Annotated in this window: 20 protein-coding genes; 16 read left to right on the forward strand and 4 right to left on the reverse strand. The window is 67.9% G+C overall.

Annotation, left to right across the window (positions count from 1 at the left end):
* Nucleotides 1-367: 367 nt before the first annotated feature.
* Nucleotides 368-1,297 (reverse strand): VOC family protein, encoded by a 930-nt coding sequence (locus tag P0D62_RS16515; protein ID WP_275703647.1) that lies wholly within the window; start codon nucleotides 1,295-1,297, stop codon nucleotides 368-370.
* A 110-nt stretch (nucleotides 1,298-1,407) separates the two neighbouring features.
* Here P0D62_RS16515 and P0D62_RS16520 point away from each other — a divergent pair, with 110 nt between their 5' ends.
* Both P0D62_RS16520 and P0D62_RS16525 read left to right on the forward strand, forming a co-directional pair.
* On the forward strand, nucleotides 1,408-2,070 hold the full coding sequence (locus P0D62_RS16520) for a hypothetical protein (RefSeq protein ID WP_275703648.1): 663 nt from the start codon (nucleotides 1,408-1,410) through the stop codon (nucleotides 2,068-2,070).
* Nucleotides 2,067-2,996, forward strand: a complete 930-nt coding sequence (locus P0D62_RS16525) for a hypothetical protein (RefSeq protein WP_275703649.1) — start codon at nucleotides 2,067-2,069, stop codon at nucleotides 2,994-2,996. The genes P0D62_RS16520 and P0D62_RS16525 overlap by 4 nt, the downstream gene beginning before the upstream one ends.
* Nucleotides 2,997-3,102: 106 nt before the next feature.
* On the opposite strand, the gene P0D62_RS16530 is transcribed toward P0D62_RS16525, so the two are convergent.
* The 3 genes from P0D62_RS16530 to P0D62_RS16540 are packed head-to-tail and all read right to left on the reverse strand — an operon-like array spanning nucleotide 3,103 to nucleotide 4,127.
* Complete coding sequence (locus P0D62_RS16530) at nucleotides 3,103-3,456, reverse strand: DUF488 domain-containing protein (RefSeq protein WP_275703650.1); 354 nt, start codon at nucleotides 3,454-3,456, stop codon at nucleotides 3,103-3,105.
* Nucleotides 3,457-3,481: 25 nt separating this feature from the next.
* Entirely contained in the window at nucleotides 3,482-3,907 is a 426-nt protein-coding gene (locus P0D62_RS16535; RefSeq protein ID WP_275703651.1) for a PIN domain-containing protein, read from the reverse strand.
* Nucleotides 3,900-4,127, reverse strand: a complete 228-nt coding sequence (locus P0D62_RS16540; protein WP_275703652.1) for a hypothetical protein — start codon at nucleotides 4,125-4,127, stop codon at nucleotides 3,900-3,902. The genes P0D62_RS16535 and P0D62_RS16540 overlap by 8 nt, the downstream gene beginning before the upstream one ends.
* Nucleotides 4,128-4,301: 174 nt before the next feature.
* Here P0D62_RS16540 and efp point away from each other — a divergent pair, with 174 nt between their 5' ends.
* The 14 genes from efp (at nucleotide 4,302) to P0D62_RS16610 (ending at nucleotide 20,363) form a co-directional block, all read left to right on the forward strand.
* Nucleotides 4,302-4,865: an elongation factor P gene (gene efp / locus P0D62_RS16545; RefSeq protein ID WP_275703653.1), complete on the forward strand. Its 564-nt coding sequence runs from the start codon at nucleotides 4,302-4,304 to the stop codon at nucleotides 4,863-4,865.
* A complete protein-coding gene (gene nusB, locus P0D62_RS16550; protein WP_275703654.1) occupies nucleotides 4,865-5,293 on the forward strand; it encodes a transcription antitermination factor NusB in 429 nt (142 codons plus the stop codon). The genes efp and nusB overlap by 1 nt, the downstream gene beginning before the upstream one ends.
* Nucleotides 5,294-5,313: 20 nt before the next feature.
* Nucleotides 5,314-6,462: a glutamine-hydrolyzing carbamoyl-phosphate synthase small subunit gene (carA, locus tag P0D62_RS16555; RefSeq protein ID WP_275703655.1), complete on the forward strand. Its 1,149-nt coding sequence runs from the start codon at nucleotides 5,314-5,316 to the stop codon at nucleotides 6,460-6,462.
* The gene (carB, locus tag P0D62_RS16560) at nucleotides 6,462-9,770 is read left to right on the forward strand and encodes a carbamoyl-phosphate synthase large subunit (RefSeq protein WP_275703656.1); all 3,309 of its coding nucleotides are present in this window, start codon (nucleotides 6,462-6,464) and stop codon (nucleotides 9,768-9,770) included. The genes carA and carB overlap by 1 nt, the downstream gene beginning before the upstream one ends.
* Nucleotides 9,767-10,822 (forward strand): quinone-dependent dihydroorotate dehydrogenase, encoded by a 1,056-nt coding sequence (locus tag P0D62_RS16565; protein WP_275703657.1) that lies wholly within the window; start codon nucleotides 9,767-9,769, stop codon nucleotides 10,820-10,822. The genes carB and P0D62_RS16565 overlap by 4 nt, the downstream gene beginning before the upstream one ends.
* The gene (pyrF, locus tag P0D62_RS16570) at nucleotides 10,810-11,631 is read left to right on the forward strand and encodes an orotidine-5'-phosphate decarboxylase (protein WP_275703658.1); all 822 of its coding nucleotides are present in this window, start codon (nucleotides 10,810-10,812) and stop codon (nucleotides 11,629-11,631) included. The genes P0D62_RS16565 and pyrF overlap by 13 nt, the downstream gene beginning before the upstream one ends.
* A gap of 138 nt (nucleotides 11,632-11,769) precedes the next feature.
* Nucleotides 11,770-12,081, forward strand: coding sequence for an integration host factor, actinobacterial type (mihF, locus tag P0D62_RS16575; protein ID WP_275703659.1), 312 nt, complete (start codon nucleotides 11,770-11,772; stop codon nucleotides 12,079-12,081).
* A gap of 58 nt (nucleotides 12,082-12,139) precedes the next feature.
* A complete protein-coding gene (gene gmk / locus P0D62_RS16580) occupies nucleotides 12,140-12,673 on the forward strand; it encodes a guanylate kinase (protein ID WP_455153259.1) in 534 nt (177 codons plus the stop codon).
* Nucleotides 12,674-12,703: 30 nt separating this feature from the next.
* The gene (rpoZ, locus tag P0D62_RS16585) at nucleotides 12,704-13,045 is read left to right on the forward strand and encodes a DNA-directed RNA polymerase subunit omega (RefSeq protein ID WP_275703661.1); all 342 of its coding nucleotides are present in this window, start codon (nucleotides 12,704-12,706) and stop codon (nucleotides 13,043-13,045) included.
* Between the two features lie 131 nt (nucleotides 13,046-13,176).
* On the forward strand, nucleotides 13,177-14,370 hold the full coding sequence (gene metK / locus P0D62_RS16590) for a methionine adenosyltransferase (RefSeq protein WP_275703662.1): 1,194 nt from the start codon (nucleotides 13,177-13,179) through the stop codon (nucleotides 14,368-14,370).
* A gap of 123 nt (nucleotides 14,371-14,493) precedes the next feature.
* Nucleotides 14,494-16,482 carry a primosomal protein N' family DNA-binding protein gene (locus P0D62_RS16595; protein ID WP_275703663.1) on the forward strand — a complete coding sequence of 663 codons (1,989 nt, stop codon included), beginning with the start codon at nucleotides 14,494-14,496 and terminating at the stop codon, nucleotides 16,480-16,482.
* Nucleotides 16,483-16,545: 63 nt separating this feature from the next.
* Nucleotides 16,546-17,454, forward strand: coding sequence for a methionyl-tRNA formyltransferase (gene fmt, locus P0D62_RS16600; protein ID WP_275703664.1), 909 nt, complete (start codon nucleotides 16,546-16,548; stop codon nucleotides 17,452-17,454).
* Nucleotides 17,451-18,797, forward strand: coding sequence for an RsmB/NOP family class I SAM-dependent RNA methyltransferase (locus tag P0D62_RS16605; RefSeq protein ID WP_275703665.1), 1,347 nt, complete (start codon nucleotides 17,451-17,453; stop codon nucleotides 18,795-18,797). The genes fmt and P0D62_RS16605 overlap by 4 nt, the downstream gene beginning before the upstream one ends.
* 81 nt (nucleotides 18,798-18,878) lie before the next feature.
* Nucleotides 18,879-20,363, forward strand: coding sequence for a glycoside hydrolase family 32 protein (locus tag P0D62_RS16610; RefSeq protein ID WP_275703666.1), 1,485 nt, complete (start codon nucleotides 18,879-18,881; stop codon nucleotides 20,361-20,363).
* Nucleotides 20,364-20,478: the final 115 nt, after the last annotated feature.

The following is a 20,478-nucleotide window of genomic DNA, read 5'->3' on the forward strand; positions in this document are numbered from 1 at the left end:
TGATCACCACGATCTGGCACATGGCCACCAACGGCACCTACTACCAAGACCCCGGCACCGACTACCACGACCGGCAAAACCCCAACCGCACACGCCAACGACTGATCAAAGCCCTCAACACCCTCGGATACGACGTCACCCTCACCCTCAAAGAAGCCGCCTAACCCCCACACCAACAGACCATCTTCGTAACAGGCTCGTTCCTCGCACCTCAAAGAGCGTGACCACCCACGCTCTCTGAGGTGCGACGAGCTCTGCGAGGAGCCTCGAAGAGACCCAACGCGAGTTTTTGGCTGGGACTGTTGCCAGGTCGCCGGTGGCCTCTTTTCGAGACGCTGGTGCTCGAACCTCAAAGAGCCGAGGACGTCTAGAAGTCGGCGATGATGAGCTTCTTCATCTCCAGCATGCGTTCGAAGGCGTTCGGGCGAGCCATGAGTTCGCCCATGTTCTCGGGGACGATCTGCCAGCTGACGCCGTAGCGGTCCTTCAGCCAGCCGCACTGCTCCGCCTCTGGGACCGCGGACAAGGCATCCCAGAGGCGGTCGATTTCGGCCTGGTCCTCGCACTGCACTTCTAGTGAGACGCCTTCGGAGAAGAGGAAGGCGTGGTCAGCGCCGAAGTCGGTGGCCATGAACCATTGGTCGGCAATGCTGAACTCGCCGTAGGCAAGCGCCTCCGCGCTGGCCGGGCCGGTGGGGGTGCCGTACGGGAAGCGGTTGCCGACGGCGGCGCCACCCGGCACCGAGGAGAAGAGGGACACGTAGAAGTCGGCGGCCTCTGCCGCCTTGTCCTGCGCCGGTCCGCCGAACATTAGGGCGGGGACGACGAAGGGGCGGGGATCGCCGGCGGGATCGGTGAGCATGAGTTGCCAGTTCACGCCGTACCGGTCCTCGACCCAGCCGTAGCGTTTGGCGAACGGATACTCGTCGACATCCATCCGCACCACGCCGTCGACGACGAGCGCGTCCCAGGTGGCATCCAGGCTCGCTCGCGCGGTGGCCTCGGGGTCGGGTCCGTCGAAGCGCGACGGATCGAAGTTGAGCATGAAGGAGATCGCTGGAGTGGGGCGGAACTCGCCGCCAGCATTGATGAGCGTCATCTTGGTGCCGGCCACCCATACGGTGACGGTGAGCGGTTGCCCAGCCAGCGGCTCTTGGAAGTCGAGCAAGCCCTGATCGGGATAGCGGGACTCCACCTCGTAGCTGGTCGCCGGTAGCGAGGCGGCGTAGAAGCGCCCCATCTCCTCGGCGTTCCCGATGCTCCAGATATTCGGCACGATCCTCTGAGTGATGGTCATGGCGGTCTCCCTTCCGCGTCCCAGTATTCGCCTTGACCAGGTTCACGGTCTGACCTTTTCCCTATATCTGCCCGGGGGAGCGGTAACCAAGCATCGCTAGAGTGCTTGGCATGACGGAGGTGTGGCGGCTGCTCGGAGATGCGCTGGCGCTGAATACCGGTGCGTTCAGCGGGGTGGACGCGACCGCCGCCGCGATGCTGCCGGCTGCGCTGGGCGTTGCTGCCATCGCCGCGGTCTCGACGGTGCTGGGTCACGTCGCGGTGTTGCTGCTCAACCGCATCCGTGGGGGCAGGCTTTTGGTGAGTCTGGTGCTGAGCATCCTCGCGTTCACGGGGTTGCAGGTGGTGGAGGCGCTGGTCACCTGGGGCGTGGGCTCGCTGGCGACGCGCAACCTCCTGCCGCTGATGCCGCTGGTAGTCGTCGCACTCACGGCCACCGCGCCTCTCGCCTTCAACTTCCTCACCGCCATCCCGCACTTCGGGATGTTGATCGGCAGGGTGCTGCAGGGATGGTCGGTACTCGTGCTGGTGACGGGAATCCGGCTGGCCTACGGGGCCGGGCTCTGGGCGTCGGTGGCCTTCGTGCTGGCGGGCTGGCTTACCATCCAGCTGCTCTCTCGCCTGCTGAACCGGCCGATCGCCTGGATCTCTTCACGGCTCTGGACCCTGGCAACCGGCACCCCCACCATGGTCACGGCCGACGACATCCTGGCCGGCATGCCGCTCATCCCGGTGACACACCCCGTCCCGTCGGTCGGAGGTGGGCGCGCATGAGCTGGATCCTGACGACGGTGCTGCTGGTGGTTGTCGGCTTCGTGCTGGTCTCGCCGCTGGAGTCGCTGCGCTGGTGGTCGAACAAGGGGGAGCAGGAGGTGCGCTCGTCCTTCGAGTTGCTCCCTCCTCCCGACGCCGGCGACTCGTCGGCGACGCAGTTCGCCGTCTATCTCTCGGGCATCGGCGTGCTGGCAGGAGACGAACTCGCCAACCGTGAGCAGGCCTTCCTACAGGGCCTCGAGGACGAGGTGCCGGGGTTGGTCGTCGTGGCCGATGTCTTCCCTTACGCGGTCGACAACCGTGGACTCACCCAGCGCGCCACCATGTGGTTGTGGCGGATGCTGGATCGGATCCGTCGGCGCTGGCCCTTCAACCCCCTGCCGTTCCTGATCCAGTTGCGCAACGTTTCCCAGGTGCTGGTATCGGCAGATCGACGCTACGGCCCCACCCAGAGCATCGGTCTGGCGCAGGAGATCTGGCGTTCCCTGCAGCGTCATGGCTACCGGTTCGGTAGCGGCGTGCCCGTGACCATCGTCGGCTACTCCGGTGGTGGCCAGATGGGACTTGGTGCGGGGTGGTTCCTCGCCGGACTCGGGATTCCCGTCTCCTTGATCTCCATCGGTGGCGTGTTCGGCGACGATCCAGGCCTCGACCGGATGGGTCACGTCTGGGATCTCTACGGTGCGAAAGACCGAGTGCGGTGGCTCGGTCCCATCGCGTTTCCAGGCCGCTGGCCGACCGCCCCGCTGTCCCGGTGGGGCCGAGCGAAGCAGGAGGGTCGCGTGACCCAGAGGGTGATCGGCACCATGAAGCACGACGGCGCCGATGCGTACTTCGGTCGTCGCAGGACCGGGGCCGATGGTGGTGCCCACGCCGACGTCACCCGCGAGGCGGTCGTCGAGGTCCTGAGTGCGGCCGGTCGTTGAGGTGCGAGCGCCAGCGAGCCTCGAAGCGACCCGGCCGGCGGCTGGGAGACAGTCTCTGCCCAATGTCGCGTTCCTTTCGAGGCTCGGCCGCGGGCGGCCTCGCGCCTCAAGGAGCGTGGTGGGCTAGGTAATCCTGGAGGACCAGGGCGTGGTTGACGGCTGGGTCGTGGGCTGCGTAGAGCAGGGTGAGACGGTTGTGGCCGGCCGCCTGGTGCAACAGAGCCGCTGGGGCGTCGCTTGCCTCGAGTTCGGCGCGGTAGCGCTGGGCGAACTCGTCGAAGCGATCTGGGTCGTGGTTCCACCAGGTGCGGAGGTCAGGGGAGGGAGCTACGTCCTTGTCCCAGAGGTCGAGGGCAGCCTTCTCCTTGGACACGCCCCTCGGCCACAGCCTGTCCACCAGCACGCGGAACCCGTCGTCCGCGTCAGGCTCCTCGTAGATGCGCTTGATCTGGATGTGCATGTCTCCACGGTAGAACTGCGGCGGGTCAGGTGCCGGCGAAGGGATTGTCGATTTTCACTCCACGGATCGTGGCACCTGCATTGAGATCCTCGGTGAGAAGCCGGCTGCAACCAGCCCGGACCGACGCTTCGACGATCAGGGCATCCCAGTAGGACAACTGGTGAGTGATCGAGGTCTCGATCCCGGCCGCCACCAGACCGGCGTCCGTGGGAACCGTCACCAGTTCACCGAGCTGTGTGATGGCGCGGGAGGCATCGATCGGGTCCAGCGGTTTGGGCAGTTTTCGGGTCACGGTGACGTAGAACTCGCTCAGCACCTGGGCGCTGAGACACAGCTCAAGGTCTGGATTCAGCAGGATCTCTTGCGCCTTCTGTCTCTTCTCGACCGATGCCTTCGCGTGGTCAAAGGCGTAGACGACGATGTTGGTGTCCAGGAAGACGCGCTCAGTCATAGAGCTCGTCCCGGCCCCACGATTGTCCCTCACTAGAGGACTCAGAGGCCTGAGCCAGCTCGACTAAGCGCTTCCGGGCGTCCAGCTGTGCGACGCTCCCATCGGCGTAGTCGCCGAGGAAGCGACGCACGACGGCGTTGACCGAGGTGCCCCGCTCGACCGCTCGGAGCCTGGCGCGTCGCAGCGTCTCATCGTCGATGGTCAAGGTGAGGTTCGTCATGAGCTAAGTGTACTCGTGTTACGCGGGCCTTTGGCAGTCCCGCAGCCGGGGGCTTGTGCACGGAGGGGTGTCTGGGAGCGGCCATTCCGCTGGGTTATGCGTGAGGCCCGAGGTTCGGTAGACTCCCCGGTTGGCCGGACAGTGCCCGCGAACCTCGACTCAGGAGAGAAAACGATGGCGTCAACCAACGATCTCAAGAACGGCATGGTGCTGGACCTGGACGGTCAGCTGTGGCAGGTGCTGTGGTTCCAGCACCACAAGCCGGGCAAGGGCAACACCGTCGTGCGCTCGAAGCTGAAGAACGTGCTTTCCGGCAAGATCATCGACAAGACCTTCAACTCCGACACCAAGGTCGACACTGCCACCGTCGATCGTCGCGAGATGCAGTACCTCTACATGGACGGCGAGTCCTACGTCTTCATGGACAACGAGACCTACGACCAGATCATGATCTCCCCGGAGGTCATCGGTGACGCCAAGGACTACATGCTGGAGAACCAGAACGCGATCGTCGCCACCCACGAGGGCAACCCGCTGTTCATCGATCTGCCGGCCTCCGTCGAGCTGGAGATCACCTACACCGAGCCGGGCCTGCAGGGCGACCGCTCCACCGGCGGCACCAAGCCCGCGACGCTGGAGACCGGCAAGGTCATCCAGGTTCCCTTGTTCATTACCAACGGCGAGCGTGTCAAGGTCGACACCCGCGACGGTTCTTACCTGGGGCGCGTCTCCTCCTGATGACGGAGAAGCGCCGCTACACCACCACTCAGACGAAGGCCCGCAAGGCGGCCCTGGACATCCTGTACCAGGCCGAACTTCGCGGTGCCTCGCTGAGTGAGACGATCTCGGAGCAGCACTCGCTGGCCGAGAACGAGCCCCGTCCCCTCACCAAGACGATCCTGCAGGGCATCCTCGAGCACGGCTCCGACATCGACCGACGCATTTCCGAGTCGCTCGACCGCAGCTGGACGCTGGAGCGGATGAACAACATCGACCGCAACCTTGCCCGGATCGCCGTGTTTGAGATGGACTACACGGACACCCCCGATCCAGCCATCATTTCCCAAGCCGTGCTGCTGGCCGGCGAGTACTCCACCGATGATTCGCCCGCATTCCTCAATGGCGTGCTGGCGAAGGCCATGGCCACGAAGCCGAACACGAACTAGACGAGAGGCGCGACGTACGCATGAGTTCCGCGATTTTGGTTGTTGAGGACGGACGCGTATTTCGTGGTCGTTCGTTCGGTGCCGAGGGGGAGACCTTCGGCGAGCTGGTGTTCTCCACCGGCATGTCGGGCTATCAGGAGACGCTGACCGACCCCAGCTATCGCGGCCAGGTGGTCCTGGCCACCGCGCCGCACATCGGCAACACCGGTTGGAATGACGAGGACGGCGAGTCCTCGCGCATCTGGGTGGCCGGCTACATCGTGCGCGACCCCGCCCCGCGCCCCTCCAACTGGCGCTCCGCGCGCAGCCTGGAGGACGAGCTGACCGCGCAGGGCATCGTGGGGATCGCCGACATCGACACCCGCGCGCTCACCCGGCACATCCGCGACATCGGCAGCATGCGCGTGGGTATCTCGACGCTCACCGACGATCCGGAGGCACTGCTGGCCAAGGTGTTGGAGCAGCCCGGCATGGCGGGCGCCGATCTGGTGGGCGAGGTCACCACGGCCCTTCCTTATACCGTCGAGCCGATGGGAACCAAGAAGCTCACCGTCGCGGCCCTCGACCTGGGCATCAAGTCGATGACCCCTGCCCAGCTGGCCTCACGCGGCATCGAGGTACACGTGCTGCCCGCGCACACCACGTTCGAGCAGGTCCAGGAGCTGAACCCGGACGGCGTGTTCTTCTCCAACGGTCCCGGTGACCCCGCAGCCTCCGTCGGCCCCGTCGAGCTGCTGCGCCAGGTGCTGGACGCGGGCATCCCGTACTTCGGCATCTGCTTCGGCAACCAGCTCTTTGGCCGCGCGCTGGGCCTCGGCACCTACAAGCTCAAGTTCGGCCACCGCGGCATCAACCAGCCGGTGATCGACCGCACCACCGGCAAGGTGGAGGTGACCGCGCACAACCACGGCTTCGCCGTCGACGCGCCGCTGGATCGCGCCACTGAGACTCCTTACGGTGAGGTGACCGTCTCGCACGTCTGCCTCAACGACGACGTGGTGGAGGGCCTGGAACTGCGCCGCGACGGGAAGCTGGTCGGCTTCTCCGTGCAGTACCACCCCGAGGCCGCCGCCGGCCCCCACGACGCCAACTACCTCTTCGACCGCTTCGTCGACGTGATGTCGGCCGGCTCTGCTGCTGACGCTGCTTCCACCGGAAAGGACGCCTGATGCCCCGTCGCACTGACATCTCCTCGATCCTGGTGATCGGCTCGGGCCCGATCGTCATCGGTCAGGCCTGCGAGTTCGATTACTCGGGCACTCAGGCCTGCCGGGTGCTCAAGGAGGAGGGCTTCAGGGTGGTGTTGGTCAACTCCAACCCGGCCACCATCATGACCGACCCCGACTTCGCCGACGCCACCTACGTCGAGCCGATCACCCCGGAGTTCGTCGAGCGCGTCATCGCCAAGGAGCGCCCCGACGCGGTGCTCGCGACGCTGGGCGGCCAGACCGCCCTCAACACCGCGGTCGCGCTGCACGAGAACGGCGTGCTGGAGAAGTACGGTGTCGAGTTGATCGGCGCCTCCATCGACGCCATCCAGCGCGGTGAGGACCGGGAGCAGTTCAAGGAGATCTGCCTCGCCATGACCGACATCCCCGGCGGGGCGCCGGAGGTGGCGAAGTCGCGGATCTGCCATGCCATGGACGAGGTGCTGGCCGCAGCGAATGAGCTGGGCTACCCCGTGGTGGTGCGCCCGTCGTTCACCATGGGCGGCGTCGGCTCCGGCTTCGCCCACAACGAGGCCGAGCTGCGCAGCATCGCCGGCGCAGGCTTGGCCGCGTCGCCCACCACCGAGGTGCTGATCGAAGAATCGATCCTCGGCTGGAAGGAATACGAGCTGGAGGTGATGCGCGACAAGGCCGACAACGTCGTGATCATCTGCTCGATCGAGAACTTCGACCCCATGGGTGTGCACACCGGCGACTCGATCACCGTGGCGCCCGCCATGACGCTGACTGACCGCGAGTTCCAGCGCATGCGCGACGTGGGCATCGGCGTGATCCGCGCCGTCGGGGTGGATACCGGCGGCTGCAACATCCAGTTCGCGGTCAACCCGGTGGACGGCCGGATGATCGTCATCGAGATGAACCCGCGCGTGTCGCGCTCCTCGGCGCTGGCATCGAAGGCGACGGGCTTCCCGATCGCCAAGATCGCCGCCAAGGTGGCCGTCGGCTACACCCTCGACGAGATCCCCAACGACATCACCGGCGAGACCCCGGCCAGCTTCGAGCCGACGCTCGACTACGTGATCGTCAAGGTGCCCCGGTTCGCCTTCGAGAAGTTCCCTGCGGCCGACCCGTACCTGACCACCCACATGAAGTCGGTGGGCGAGACGATGGGCATCGGTCGCAACTTCACCGAGGCCCTCGGCAAGGCGCTGCGCTCGCTGGAGGACGGATCAGCCCCGTTCGACTTCTCCGGCGCCATCGACACCTCCGTCGAGGAGCTGCTGGAGACCATCAAGCGCCCCTTCGACGGCCGCCTGCAGCTGGTGATGAAGGCGCTGCGTGCCGGCGCCACCGTCGATCAGGTGTTCGACGCCACCGCCATCGACCCCTGGTTCCTCGACCAGCTCGACCTGATCCTCGACCTCGCCCGCGAGATCGAGCAGGCCCCCGAACTCACCCCGGAGCTGCTGCGCAAGGGCAAGCGTCACGGGTTGTCCGACGGCCAGATCGCGCGGCTGCGCAACCTCAGCACCGACGTGGTGCGCGGCGTTCGCTGGGCGCTGGGCATCCGCCCGGTGTTCAAGGCCGTCGACACCTGCGCCGCCGAGTTCGCCGCCCTCACCCCGTACCTGTACTCCTCCTACGATGAGGAATCCGAGGTGCCGCCGCGCACCAAGCCGGCGGTGCTGATCCTCGGCTCGGGCCCCAACCGGATCGGCCAGGGCATCGAGTTCGACTACTCCTGCGTGCACGCCGTGATGGCGCTGCGCGAGGCCGGCTACGAGACCGTCATGGTCAACTGCAACCCGGAGACCGTCTCCACCGACTACGACACCGCCGACCGGCTCTACTTCGAGCCGCTGACGGCCGAGGACGTGCTGGAGATCTACCACGCCGAGAAGCAGGCCGGCCCCGTCGCCGGCGTCATCTGCCAGCTCGGCGGCCAGACCCCGCTCAAGCTCGCCCAGGTGCTGAAGGACGCGGGTGTGCCGATCGTCGGCACCAGCCCCGAGGCGATCAACCTTGCCGAGGAGCGCGGCGCCTTCGGCCACGTGCTCTCGAAGGCCGGCCTGCCCGCGCCGAAGTACGGCATGGCGGCCTCCACCGAGGAGGCCAAGCAGATCGCCGCCGAGATCGGCTATCCGGTGCTGGTGCGCCCCAGCTACGTGCTGGGCGGACGCGGCATGAAGATCGTCTACAACGACGCGTCGCTGGAGACCTACATCGCCCAGGCCGCGGAGGTGACCCCCAACCAGCCGGTGCTGGTGGACCGCTTCCTCGACGATGCGGTGGAGATCGACGTCGACGCCCTGTACGACGGCGAGGAGCTCTACATCGGCGGCGTCATGGAGCACATCGAGGAGGCCGGCATCCACTCCGGCGACTCGAGCTGCTCGTTGCCCCCGATCACCCTGGGCGACGCGATCATCGAGCGGATCCGCACCTCGACGCTGGCCATCGCGGCGGGCGTGGGCGTGCGCGGTCTGCTGAACATCCAGTACGCGCTGCACACCGACACGCTGTACGTGCTCGAGGCCAACCCGCGCGCCTCCCGCACTGTGCCCTTCGTCTCGAAGGCCACCAACGTGCCGCTGGCGAAGGCCGCGGCGCTGGTGATGCTGGGCCAGTCGATCGCCGAGCTCCGCGCGAGCGGCATGCTGCGGGCCGAGGGCGACGGCACCACGCCGCGTCCCGGCGCTCCGGTGGCGGTGAAGGAGGCCGTGATGCCGTTCAACCGGTTCCGCACCTCCAGCGGCGCCTTCGTCGACACGCTGCTCGGCCCCGAGATGCGCTCCACCGGCGAGGTGATGGGCCTCTCCGACAACTTCGGCACCGCCTACGCCAAGGCCGAGGCCGCGGCCGGCGGTGCGCTGCCGGATGCCGGGACGATCTTCGCCTCGATCGCCGACCGCGACAAGCGTCACACCCTCTGGCCGATCAAGCGGCTGGCCGACCTGGGCTTCCACATCCTGGCCACCCGGGGCACCGCGTCGGTGCTGCGCCGCAACGGCGTCCAGGTGACCGAGATCGCCAAGCTGTCCGACCGCGCCGACGAGGCCACTGACAAGAGCATCGTCGACATGATCACCTCGGGCGAGATCGACCTGATCTTCAACACCCCGGAGGGCACCTCGGGCGGCGCGACCACCCGTGAGGACGGCTACCTGATCCGCACCGCGGCCGTGCTGGCCGACGTGCCGCTGGTCACCACGGTGCCGGGCCTCGCTGCGGCGGTGCAGGGCATCGAGGCGAAGCGCGGCGGCACCGTCGAGGTGCGCTCGCTGCAGGAGTGGGCGGCGCAGTCGTGACCTCCCGCGGGACGGTGGCGCTGCGACACGGCTATCACCTGCTTCGCTCCGGCATGTTCCGGTACGCCGGGGGAGACGCCGAGAAGATCCACGAAACGATGATCCGCTCCTTGGCCAAGGTGCCGGGCCACGTCCCGGGCAAGGTGGTCGATCCGGTCCGGGTGGCCGGCATCGACTTCCCCAACCGGGTGGGTCTGGCCGCGGGCCTGGACAAGGACGGGGTGGCGGCGCGCGCCTGGTCGCGTTTCGGTTTTGGCTTCGCCGAACTGGGCACGGTGACCGGCCAGGCCCAGCCTGGCAACGACCGGCCGCGGCTGTTCCGCGCAGTCGACTCCCGCGGCATCGTCAACCGGATGGGCTTCAACAACCGTGGTGCGGCCGCACTGGCGGCGACGCTCGAGGGCTACGGTGTGCGGCGCGGCAACTACGCCACCGGCATTCCGTTGGGCATCTCGATCGGCAAGACCAAGCTGGTGGGGCTGGGGGAGGCGACGGATGACTACCTGGCCTCGCTGCGGATCCTCGCCCCTTACGCCGACTACCTCGCCGTCAACGTCTCCAGCCCCAACACGCCCGGGCTGCGCAGCCTGCAAGCGGCCTCCGAGCTGAAGCAGCTCATCGACGCCCTGACCACCGCGGCCAAGCAGCGGGCCGGCGTCGACGGCACGCCGGTGCCGATCTTCGTCAAGCTCGCTCCCGACCTGAGCGGTTCCGATCTCACCGAGACCCTGGCCGCCATCGACGACAGCGACGCCGCGGGGCTGATCGCCACCAACACGACGCTGTCCCGCGACGGCCTGGCACCCCGCGACTCGGCGCTGGCCGTCGAGGCCGGTGGCCTCAGCGGCGCGCCGCTGACTGCCAAGGCGCTGGCCTTCGTGGAGAGCATCGCCACGGCCACCGAGCTGCCTATCATGGGTGTCGGGGGCATCATAACGCCGCGCGACGCGGCCCGCATGTTCGACGCCGGAGCGGTGCTCGTCCAGCTCTATACCGGCTTCATCTACGAAGGCCCGGCTTTGGTGAGAGGAATCCAACAATGGCAAAGGTGAAGGCGGCGACCTACGCCGAGCGGCTGACGGCCAAGACCTCCGAGCGGGGCAGGCTCTGCGTCGGCATCGACCCCATGCCCAGCGTGCTGGAGGCCTGGGGAGAGAGCCTCGACGTGGCGGGCCTCGAGCGCGTGGCGCGGGGCATCGTCGAGACGCTGGGCACGACGATCGCGGTGTTCAAGCCGCAGTCGGCCTTCTTCGAGCCCTACGGCTCGGCCGGCATCGCCGTGCTGGAGCGCGTCATCGACGACATCCGTCAGGCCGGCGCGATCTCGGTGCTCGACGTGAAGCGCGGCGACATCGGCTCGTCAATGAGCGGCTACGCCGAGGCCTACCTCGGCGACGGCCCGTTGGGCGTGGACGCGATGACCGTCAGCCCCTACCTGGGCTTCGGTTCGCTGAAGCCGGCGATCAAGCTGGCCGAGGAGAACAAGCGTGGCATCTACGTGCTCGCCCGCACGTCGAACCCGGATGGCACCAGCTTGCAGATGGCCAAGAGCTTCGGAGTGTCCGTCGCCCAGACCATCGTCGACGAGGCCGCCCGCGCCAACCAGAAGCGCGACAACCTGGTGGGTCTCGTGATCGGCGGCACCCACGGCGACATCGGCTGCGAGGTGGACGACTTCAACGGCTCCATCCTGGTGCCGGGGATCGGCGCGCAGGGCGGCAAGATCGAGGATCTGCGGGGCTCGTTCGGCCCGGCGGTCGCCCACGTGCTGCCGACGGCGAGCCGCGAGGTGATCGGCGGCGGACAGGGCGAGTTGGAGGAGCGTGCAGCGCGCCTTCTCGAGGCCATCTCCGCGCTCTGACCCGGCGGGGCGGGGCGCGCTTTCATAACGAAACGGTCGCATCGGCCACCTGTTCGCGGAATTCCCTGCAGCACCTGCTGACTAGGTTGTATGGTTCCCGCAAGAGGGCGGGGAAGCCCTGTGTCCCAAGGGGTCGAGATGAGTATTCCTCAACTGAGCAGTGAGCAGTTGGTCGCGGCGCGCGAAGCCGCCACCCAGGCGCGACGCGCCCGGGCCGAGCTGAAGGAAGCGGTGCGCACCGGGCAGGTCGCATTCGTGGCAGCGTTGCAGAAGGCGACAGGTGACGACGTGTTGTCGCGCATCAAAGTGGTCGACTTGCTGCGCTCGGTGCCGCGGGTCGGTGCCACACGCGCTCAGGAGATCATGGAGCAGCTGCAGATCGCGCCCAACCGGCGCATCCGCGGGCTCGGCCGGCATCAGATCGAGCGGCTGAGCGAGCAGTTCCAATAGGCCTCTCCGGTCCAATAGAGTTCTCTGGGTGAACGGCGCGCAAACAGCATCAGTCTGGGTGATCTCGGGTCCGAGCGGCGTAGGAAAGGGCACCGTGTGTGCCGTCCTGCGCGAGCGACACCCCGAGGCCTTCTACTCGGTATCCGCGACGACGCGAGCCGCCCGGACAGGTGAGATCGACGGCGTGAGCTATCACTTCGTCTCGTCCGAACGCTTCCAGAGCATGATCGAACACGGTGAGTTGCTGGAGTGGGCCGTCGTGCACGGTCACAACTACTACGGCACGCCCAAGCATCCCGTCGACGATGCCCTGCGCGCCGGGCAGGTCGTGGTGCTGGAGATCGATCTCCAGGGCGCCCGTCAGGTGAAGCAGAACCTGCCAGAAGCCCAGCTGGTGTTCCTCAGCCCGCCATCCTGGGAGGAACTGGTGGCGCGGCTGTCCGGGCGCGGCACCGAGGACGAAGCCGCGCAGCAGCGCCGGCTGGAGACGGCCAAACGCGAACTGGCCAGCGTCGACGAGGCAGATCACGTGATCGTGAATCGCGAAATCGAGGAAACCGTCGCAGCTTTGGTAGGCTTACTGGGCTTGTGATCAGAAGCCACTAGTTCCAAGAAGGTTAACTTGAGCACCACCCCTGAAGGCATCACGAACCCGTCGATCGACGACCTGCTGGAGACCACTGACTCCAAGTACCGTCTCGTGCTGTTCGCCGCCAAGCGCGCGCGCCAGATCAACGCCTACTACTCGCAGCTCGGCGAAGGCCTGCTGGAGAACGTCGGCCCGCTGGTGTCAGCCTCTCCCGAAGAGAAGCCCCTGTCCATCGCGCTGCGCGAGATCAAGGAAGGCATGCTGCAGTACAGCGAGGTCGATCCCGACGCCGAGGCCGAAGAGTCCGGTTTCGCGGCCGATCCGTCGTTCAGCTTCGTCGACCCGCTGGCCGACGACGCCGACCCCCTCGCCTGAGAACTTCACCCTTAGATCACCCGTAACCACGGGTCCGGGCGGGGCGCCATCGTGCGCTCCGATGCCCGGTTGGTGGCTTGTCGCCACCGCGAAAATATGACGCGGCTTGTTGCCGCAGAGGAGTCTCAACCATGAGTCGTTTGTTCACCTCGGAATCCGTCACCGAAGGGCACCCCGACAAGATCGCCGATGCGATCTCCGATTCGGTGCTCGACGCGCTGCTGGAGCAGGATCCGTCGTCGCGCGTGGCGGTCGAAACCCTGATCACCACAGGTTTGGTGGTGGTGGCCGGCGAGGTCACCACCCAGGCCTATGCGCCGGTGGCCACCATCGCTCGCGAGCGCATCCTGGAGATCGGTTACCGGTCGTCGCGGATGGGCTTCGACGGCGCGTCATGCGGCGTGTCCGTCGCGATCGGCGCCCAGTCGCCGGACATCGCGCAGGGCGTCGACAAGGCCTATGAGTCGCGCCTGGAGCACGACGACGACCAGCTGAGCGCCCAGGGCGCCGGCGATCAGGGCCTGATGTTCGGCTACGCCTGCAACGAGACGCAGAGCCTGATGCCGTTGCCCATCGACCTGTCGCACCGCCTGGCCGAACGGCTCACCGCGGTGCGCAAGCGCGGCATCCTCGACTACCTGCGGCCCGACGGCAAGACTCAGGTGACGGTGCGCTACGACGAAGACGGTCGCCCCGTGGGCGTGGACACCGTCGTCGTGTCCACCCAGCACGATCCCGGCATCTCGATCGAGGACTCGATCCGGCCCGACCTGATCAAGCACGTCATCACCCCCGTGCTGGAACGCTTCGAACTGGACGCCTCCTCGCCGCGCGTGCTGGTGAACCCCACCGGCAACTTCGTGATCGGCGGCCCGATGGGCGACGCCGGCGTGACCGGCCGCAAGATCATCGTCGACACCTACGGCGGCATGGCCCGCCACGGCGGCGGCGCGTTCTCCGGCAAGGATCCCTCGAAGGTGGACCGCTCCGCGGCCTACGCGTTGCGCTGGGTGGCCAAGAACGTGGTGGCCGCGGGCTTGGCGGACCGCGTCGAGGCTCAGGTGGCCTATGCTATCGGCAAGGCGCACCCGGTCGGCTTCTACCTGGACACCTTCGGTACCAACAAGGTGCCCGAGAACCAGATCCGCGACGCCGTGCTGGAGATCTTCGACCTGCGCCCCCGAGCGATCATCCGCGACCTCGACCTGCTGCGTCCCATCTACGCCCAGTTCTCCGCCTACGGCCACTTCGGTCGCGAGGTTCCGAACGCGACGTGGGAGCGCACCGACCGCGCCGACGCTCTGGCGGCGGCTGTAAAGGGCTGACCCTCTTCACGCTCTTCGAGGTGCGAGGCCGCTCGCGGCCGAGCCTCGAGGAGAGCGTCATTGAGGTCTCATGGATCTGTCGGTTTCCTTCGGTAGGTTTTCCTCAGAGGGAAGGAGCGTGGGATGCCTGGTCAGTCGGCTTTGCTGGAATCGGCATCGCGCGCGCCCGTGCGCGTCGCCAGGGTGGCCGTGGACGTGTCTCTCGCGCATCTCGATCGCCTCTTCGACTACGAGATCCCATCCAGCCTCGCCGACGACGTGGTGCCGGGATGCCGGGTCAAGGTGCGCTTCTCCGGCGTGCTGCGCGACGGCTACGTCGTCGAGATCGCTGACACCACCGACGTGACGGGCGAGCTGGCTCGCGTCGCCAAGGTGGTCTCGTCCGAACCGGTGCTCACCGACCGTTCCTATGAACTGATCCGACGCGTCGCCGACCACTACGCGGGTGTGTGGAGCGACGTGGCGCGTTCGGCCATTCCGCCTCGTCATGCCACGGTCGAGAAGGCGGAGCAACGCGAGTGGCCGGCGCCGTCGGTGCCCGATCACCCCGCCGTCGTGCTTCCGGGCTATCCCGACGGCGCCGGCTTCCTCGATGCTCTCGCCGACGGACGCTCACCCCGCGCGCTCTGGCAGGCGGCGGCGGTGCACGAGGTGCCAGGCGACCTCTTCGGAGGCATCGTCGAAGCGGCGGCCGCCTGCCTGCGTTCCGATCGTGATGTCGTGGTGGTGGTGCCGACGGTGCGCGAGCTCACGCCGGCTTTGGCGCGCTTCGCGGAGGTCTTCGGTGTCGGCTCGGTGGCGGTGCTCAGCGCCGACCAGGGCCGCTCCGCGCGCTACCGCAACTTTCTGGCGGTCAGCCGCGGTCAGGCCCGCATTGTGCTCGGCACCCGGGGTGCCGTGTTCGCTCCGGTGAGCAACCTGGGGCTCGTCGTGGTGGTCGATGACGGCAACGACGTGCACGTCGAGCCGCGCGCGCCGCGCTTCCACGCCAGGGCGGTGGCGGTGTTGCGGGCCCGCCAGGAGAATGCCGGCATGCTGATCGCAGGCTTCGGCCGATCCAGCGACGCGCAGTGGCTGGCCGAGCGAGACTGGCTGCACGAGATCACGCTGGAACCGGGTGCCTTGCGGCGGGTCACGGCGCCGGTGCGTTCCATCGGCGACGACGAACACGACCTGGTGCGCGAGCCGGGAGCGGCCCGGCTGCGGGTGCCGTCGGCGGCTTTCCGGTTCCTGCGCGAACGGCTGCCTCAAGGGCCCGTGCTGGTGCAGGTGCCACGGATCGGTCACTCGGCGGCTCTCGCCTGCGAGCGCTGTCGAAGCCGCGCGACGTGTCCCCGGTGCGACGGTCCGTTGCGGGCGATCCGGCGCGACACTCCCCAGTGCTCGCTGTGCGGATACGCGCCCACGCGCTGGTCGTGCTCCGTATGCCACGCCACAAAACTGCGCACGCCGCTGCCGGGAGCCGCGCGTACCGCGGAGGAGTTGGCCCGCGCGTTCCCGGGTGTGTTGGCCGTCAACAGCTCTGCGGAGCGGATTCGCGACGAGGTGAGTGCAGAGCCGGCCATCGTCGTGGCGACGCCGGGGGCGGAACCGGTGGCGCCAGGGGGATACGCGGGCGTGCTCATCCTCGACGCCGAGGTCAGCCTGTCTCGGCTGGATATCCGGGCGGGCGAGGAGTCGGCGCGACGCTGGGCGAACGCGTTGTCGCTTCTGCGGCCCCCCACCGAGGGCGGCGCGGCGTTGGTCGTCGGGGCAAGCGGACATCCTGCGGTGCAGGCCATGCTGCGCGCCGACCTGCGCGGCTTCATCCAGCGTGAGCTGCAAGAGCGCGCCGACGCGGGACTGACGCCGGCGGCCAAGCTGGTGCGGGTGAGCGGAGAGGCCGATGCGGTGCGGGCTTTCCTCGGCAACGAGGAGTGGGAGGGCGTCGAGGTGATGGGCCCCACCGAGGTGGAGGCCCGTCCCGAGCCGCGCTGGGCGGCCTTGCTCCGCGCGCCGTTGGCCGACGGCCGGGCGCTGGTCACTAAGGTCAAGCATGCTGCGGCGATCCGCTCGGCCCGGAAGCAGGGCGGGTTGGTTATCGTCGAGGTGGATCCCGAGACGATGGGTTAGGCAGTTGCCGGTCCTTGAGGTGCGAGGTACGAGCCTCGAAAGGGCGGCTGAGAGGAAGATTTCATGCGACTGGTATTCGCCGGCACCCCGGAGGTGGCCGTGCCCGCGCTGGAAGCGCTGGTGGCGTCGCGGCACGAGGTGGTGGGTGTGGTCACGCGCCAGGACGCTCCGGCGGGGCGCGGACGCAAGCTCACCCCGTCTCCGGTGGCGGAGCGGGCGGCCGAGCTCGGCATCGAGACCGTCAAGCCTGCCTCGCCGAAGGATCCGGAGTTCCAGGAGTGGCTGCGGTCCAAGGACGTCGACGTCTGTCCGGTGGTGGCCTATGGCGCGCTGCTGCCCACCTCGGCGCTGGAGATCCCGCGTTTCGGCTGGGTGAACCTGCACTTCTCGGTGCTGCCGCGTTGGCGCGGCGCGGCGCCCGTGCAGCGCGCGATCATGGCCGGAGACGCCGTGATCGGCACCACCTGCTTCCAGATCGTCAAGGCCCTCGACGCCGGCGACATCTACCGCGTGGCCGAGCGCCCGATGCCGGAGGCCCCGGCTGGGGCTGTGCTCGCCCTGCTCGCCAGGGAGGGCGCGCAGCAACTGGTGGACACCGTCGACGCCATCGAGGCGGGGGAGACCCCGGTGCCGCAGCCCGAGGACGGCGTCACCTATGCGCACAAGATCACGGTCGACGATGCGCGGCTGGACTGGACGCGTCCGGCGGTGGACCTGCTTCACCACGTGCGAGGCTGTTCGCCGGATCCCGGGGCGTGGTGCCTGCTGGACGGCCAGCGGTTCAAGGTCTACGACGCTGCCCTCGCCGACGGCGAAGCGCTGGCGCCAGGCCAGGTGCAGGTCACCAAGCGGGCGGTGCTGGTCGGAACCGACGACGGTGTTCTGGAACTCGTCGAGGTGCAGGCGCCGGGGAAGAAGCGGATGCGCGCGCTCGACTGGGCGCGCGGCGCGAAGCCCGAGGCGCTGTCATGACGGCGCGCGCCAACCCCCGCCGGGTCGCCTTCGATGTGCTGCGCGAGGTGACCGGCAACGACGCCTACGCCAATCTCGCGCTGGCCAAGCGCCTCGTCACCGCCGATCTCGACCGTCGCGACGCCGGCTTCGTCACCGAGCTGGTCTCGGGCACCTGCCGGTTGATGGGCACCTACGATCTCATCATCGCGGCCGCCTCCGGGCGGAAGCTCGGCTCGCTGCAGCCGGCGGTGGTGGATCTGTTGCGGCTCGGTTGTCACCAGCTGCTGGGCATGGGCATGGCGCCGCATGCCGCGGTGGGGGCCACCGTCGAACTGGCGCGCGCCACCGTCGGTCAGCGGGTGACGGGCTTGGTCAACGCCGTGCTGCGCAAGATCTCCAAGCAGGACCTCGACGGCTGGACCGCCCAGCTGGCCGCCAAGAAGGATCGGATCGGGGCGCTCGCGATCACGCACCACCATCCGCGGTGGATCGTCGACGCCTATGCACAGCTCCTGCCCACCGATGAGCTGTCCGACGCCCTGGCGGCCAACAACGTCGCCCCCGAACCCACCTTGGTGGTGCGGCCGGGTCTGGCCGAGCGCTTCGAACTGCTGCCCGTCGGGGCCAAGCCCACGCCCTACTCGCCGTTCGGTGCCACGGGCGTGGTGCCGGCCGACGTGCCGGCGGTGCAGGAACGCCGGGCCGGCGTGCAGGACGAGGGGTCGCAACTCGTCGCGCTCGCGCTCACCCGCGCGGAGGCGCCGGACGGCCCGTGGCTGGATCTGTGCTCGGGACCGGGCGGCAAGGCCGCGCTCCTGGCCGGCCTGGCCAAGAAGGCCGGCACCTGGCTGCTGGCGAGCGAGGCGCAGGAGCACCGTGCACGGCTCGTCGCCCAGGCCCTGTCGGCCTACCCGAATGGCACCGCCCCGGTTGTGGTGGCCGACGGCACCGCGCCCGCGTGGCAGCTCGGCAGCTTCTCCCGGGTGATCGCCGACGTGCCTTGCTCGGGCCTTGGAGCATTGCGCCGGCGGCCCGAGTCGCGGTGGCGCCGCAGCCCGGCCGACGTCGCGCAGTTGGGAGCGGTGCAGCGCGATCTGCTGCGCACCGCGCTCGACTCCGCGAAGCCAGGGGGAGTGGTCGCCTACGTGACCTGCTCGCCGCATCGCGACGAGACGGTCGCCGTCGTCGACGAGGTGCTGGCCGAGCGTCCCCAGGTGGCCCGTCTGCACGCAGCCGACTACCTCCCGGAGGTGCCCGACTGCGCGCTGGGCGACGACGTGCAGCTCTGGCCGCATCGCCATGGCACCGATGCGATGTACCTCGCGCTGCTTCGGGTGCCAGAAGAACCAGAGGTGGCATAGCCCTCGCGCCGGCGTCCGGTGCTGGAACGCGGCTCACGCGCATTCATGTCAAACGTATGTCAGAGGCGCTAGCCTGTCCTCGTGATCAGCAACGACGCCCTTCTGCGAGAGGCCCAGACCGCCATCGAGCGGTCACGGGCGCATCTTGATCCGGATTACCCCCGGTTCCATCTCGCGCCGCCCGTCGGTCGGCTGAACGATCCGAACGGGCTCATCGTCGTCGACGGCGTCTATCACGCGTTCTATCAGTTCGGACCGTTCTTCCCCGATCAGAAGCTGATCTTCTGGGGGCACGCGTCGTCGACGGATCTGGTCTCGTGGCAGACCCATCCACCCGCGATCGCGCCTGGCGACTGGTTCGACCGCTCGGGCGTCTATTCCGGCGGCGCGGTGCGTCAGGGCGATACGGTCTGGCTTCACTACACGGGCAACGTGAAGACCGACGACGGCCATCGCGAGAGCTATCAATGCGCGGTGACGACGACCGACATGGTGGACTTCGTGAAGCACCCGGCCAACCCGCTCATCCCTGGGCCGCCGCCCGGGTACACCGCGCATCTGCGCGATCCGCAGGTGATTCCCGACGGCGACGGCCACCTGATGCTGCTCGGCGCTCAGCGCGCGGACGAGAGCGGCTGCGTTTTGGTCTACCGTGGTGAGACCCTCGACGCGTGGACCCTGGCGGGCGAACTCACCATTCGCGGCACGGAAGGGAGCTACCGGCAGTTCGGCTACATGTGGGAGTGCCCGAACCTGTTGCGCGTGCCCGACGAGGACACCGGCGAGGTGCACGACGTCTTGATCTTCTGCCCGCAGGGTGCCGATCCGGACGGTGACGGCTTCGCCAACGTCTTCGCCTGCGGCTACCTCGTGGGACGGTTGGATGGCACGGTCTTCCATGCGACCAGCGAGTTCATCGAACTGGATCGAGGCTTCGAGTTCTATGCGCCTCAAGCCTTCTGCGACCCGGCGGACGGGCAGCGTCTAGGTCCGGTCCTGCTCGCCTGGCTCGGCAATGCGTCGGAAGACGATCAGCCCTCCTTGCGCGACTACGGCTGGGTGCATGCCATGTCGGTTCCTCGGCGACTGATGCTCCGCGACGGAGCGCTGCATCAGCGCCCGGCCCTCACAGACGCACCGGCGCCAAGCTGTGCGGCCGAAGGGACGCGGGTGCGCGCGACGCAGGTCGTCATCGATGAGGCGACAGGTGTCGACTCCTATTGGCTGAGCCTCGACGTGATCCGTCCTGCACAAGGGGAGTGGACGTTGATCCTGGAAGGGGGCGCCGAGTCGCAGGTGCTCTTCACCTTCTCGCCCGGTGCGTTGACGGTGGACCGCAGCGCGACGCGCTATCCCCATGGCGAGCGGCGCACGCTGGCCCTCGATCTCCCCGAACGAGTGCGCATCGACCTGATCCATGATCGTTCCATCACGGAGGTCTTCATCGACGACGGCCGGATCGCCTTCAGTATGCGCACCTATCTCAGCCCGGGGACGCGACGCCTGCTCGTCGCCTCGGACGACGAACTGGAGCTGGTCAGCGTCCGGATGAGGGTCATCGGGTAGCGATCGGAGAACGCCCAGTGCGTTTCCGGGCGCCTCCCGTCAGGATCTCTGACAATCGATTGACACATATGCCAATCGATTGACATACTTGCGCCAGCACAGACTCGTGCCCACG

This window comes from Tessaracoccus caeni (assembly GCF_029211185.1).
In the GTDB taxonomy this organism is placed as follows: Bacteria; Actinomycetota; Actinomycetes; order Propionibacteriales; family Propionibacteriaceae; genus Arachnia; species Arachnia caeni.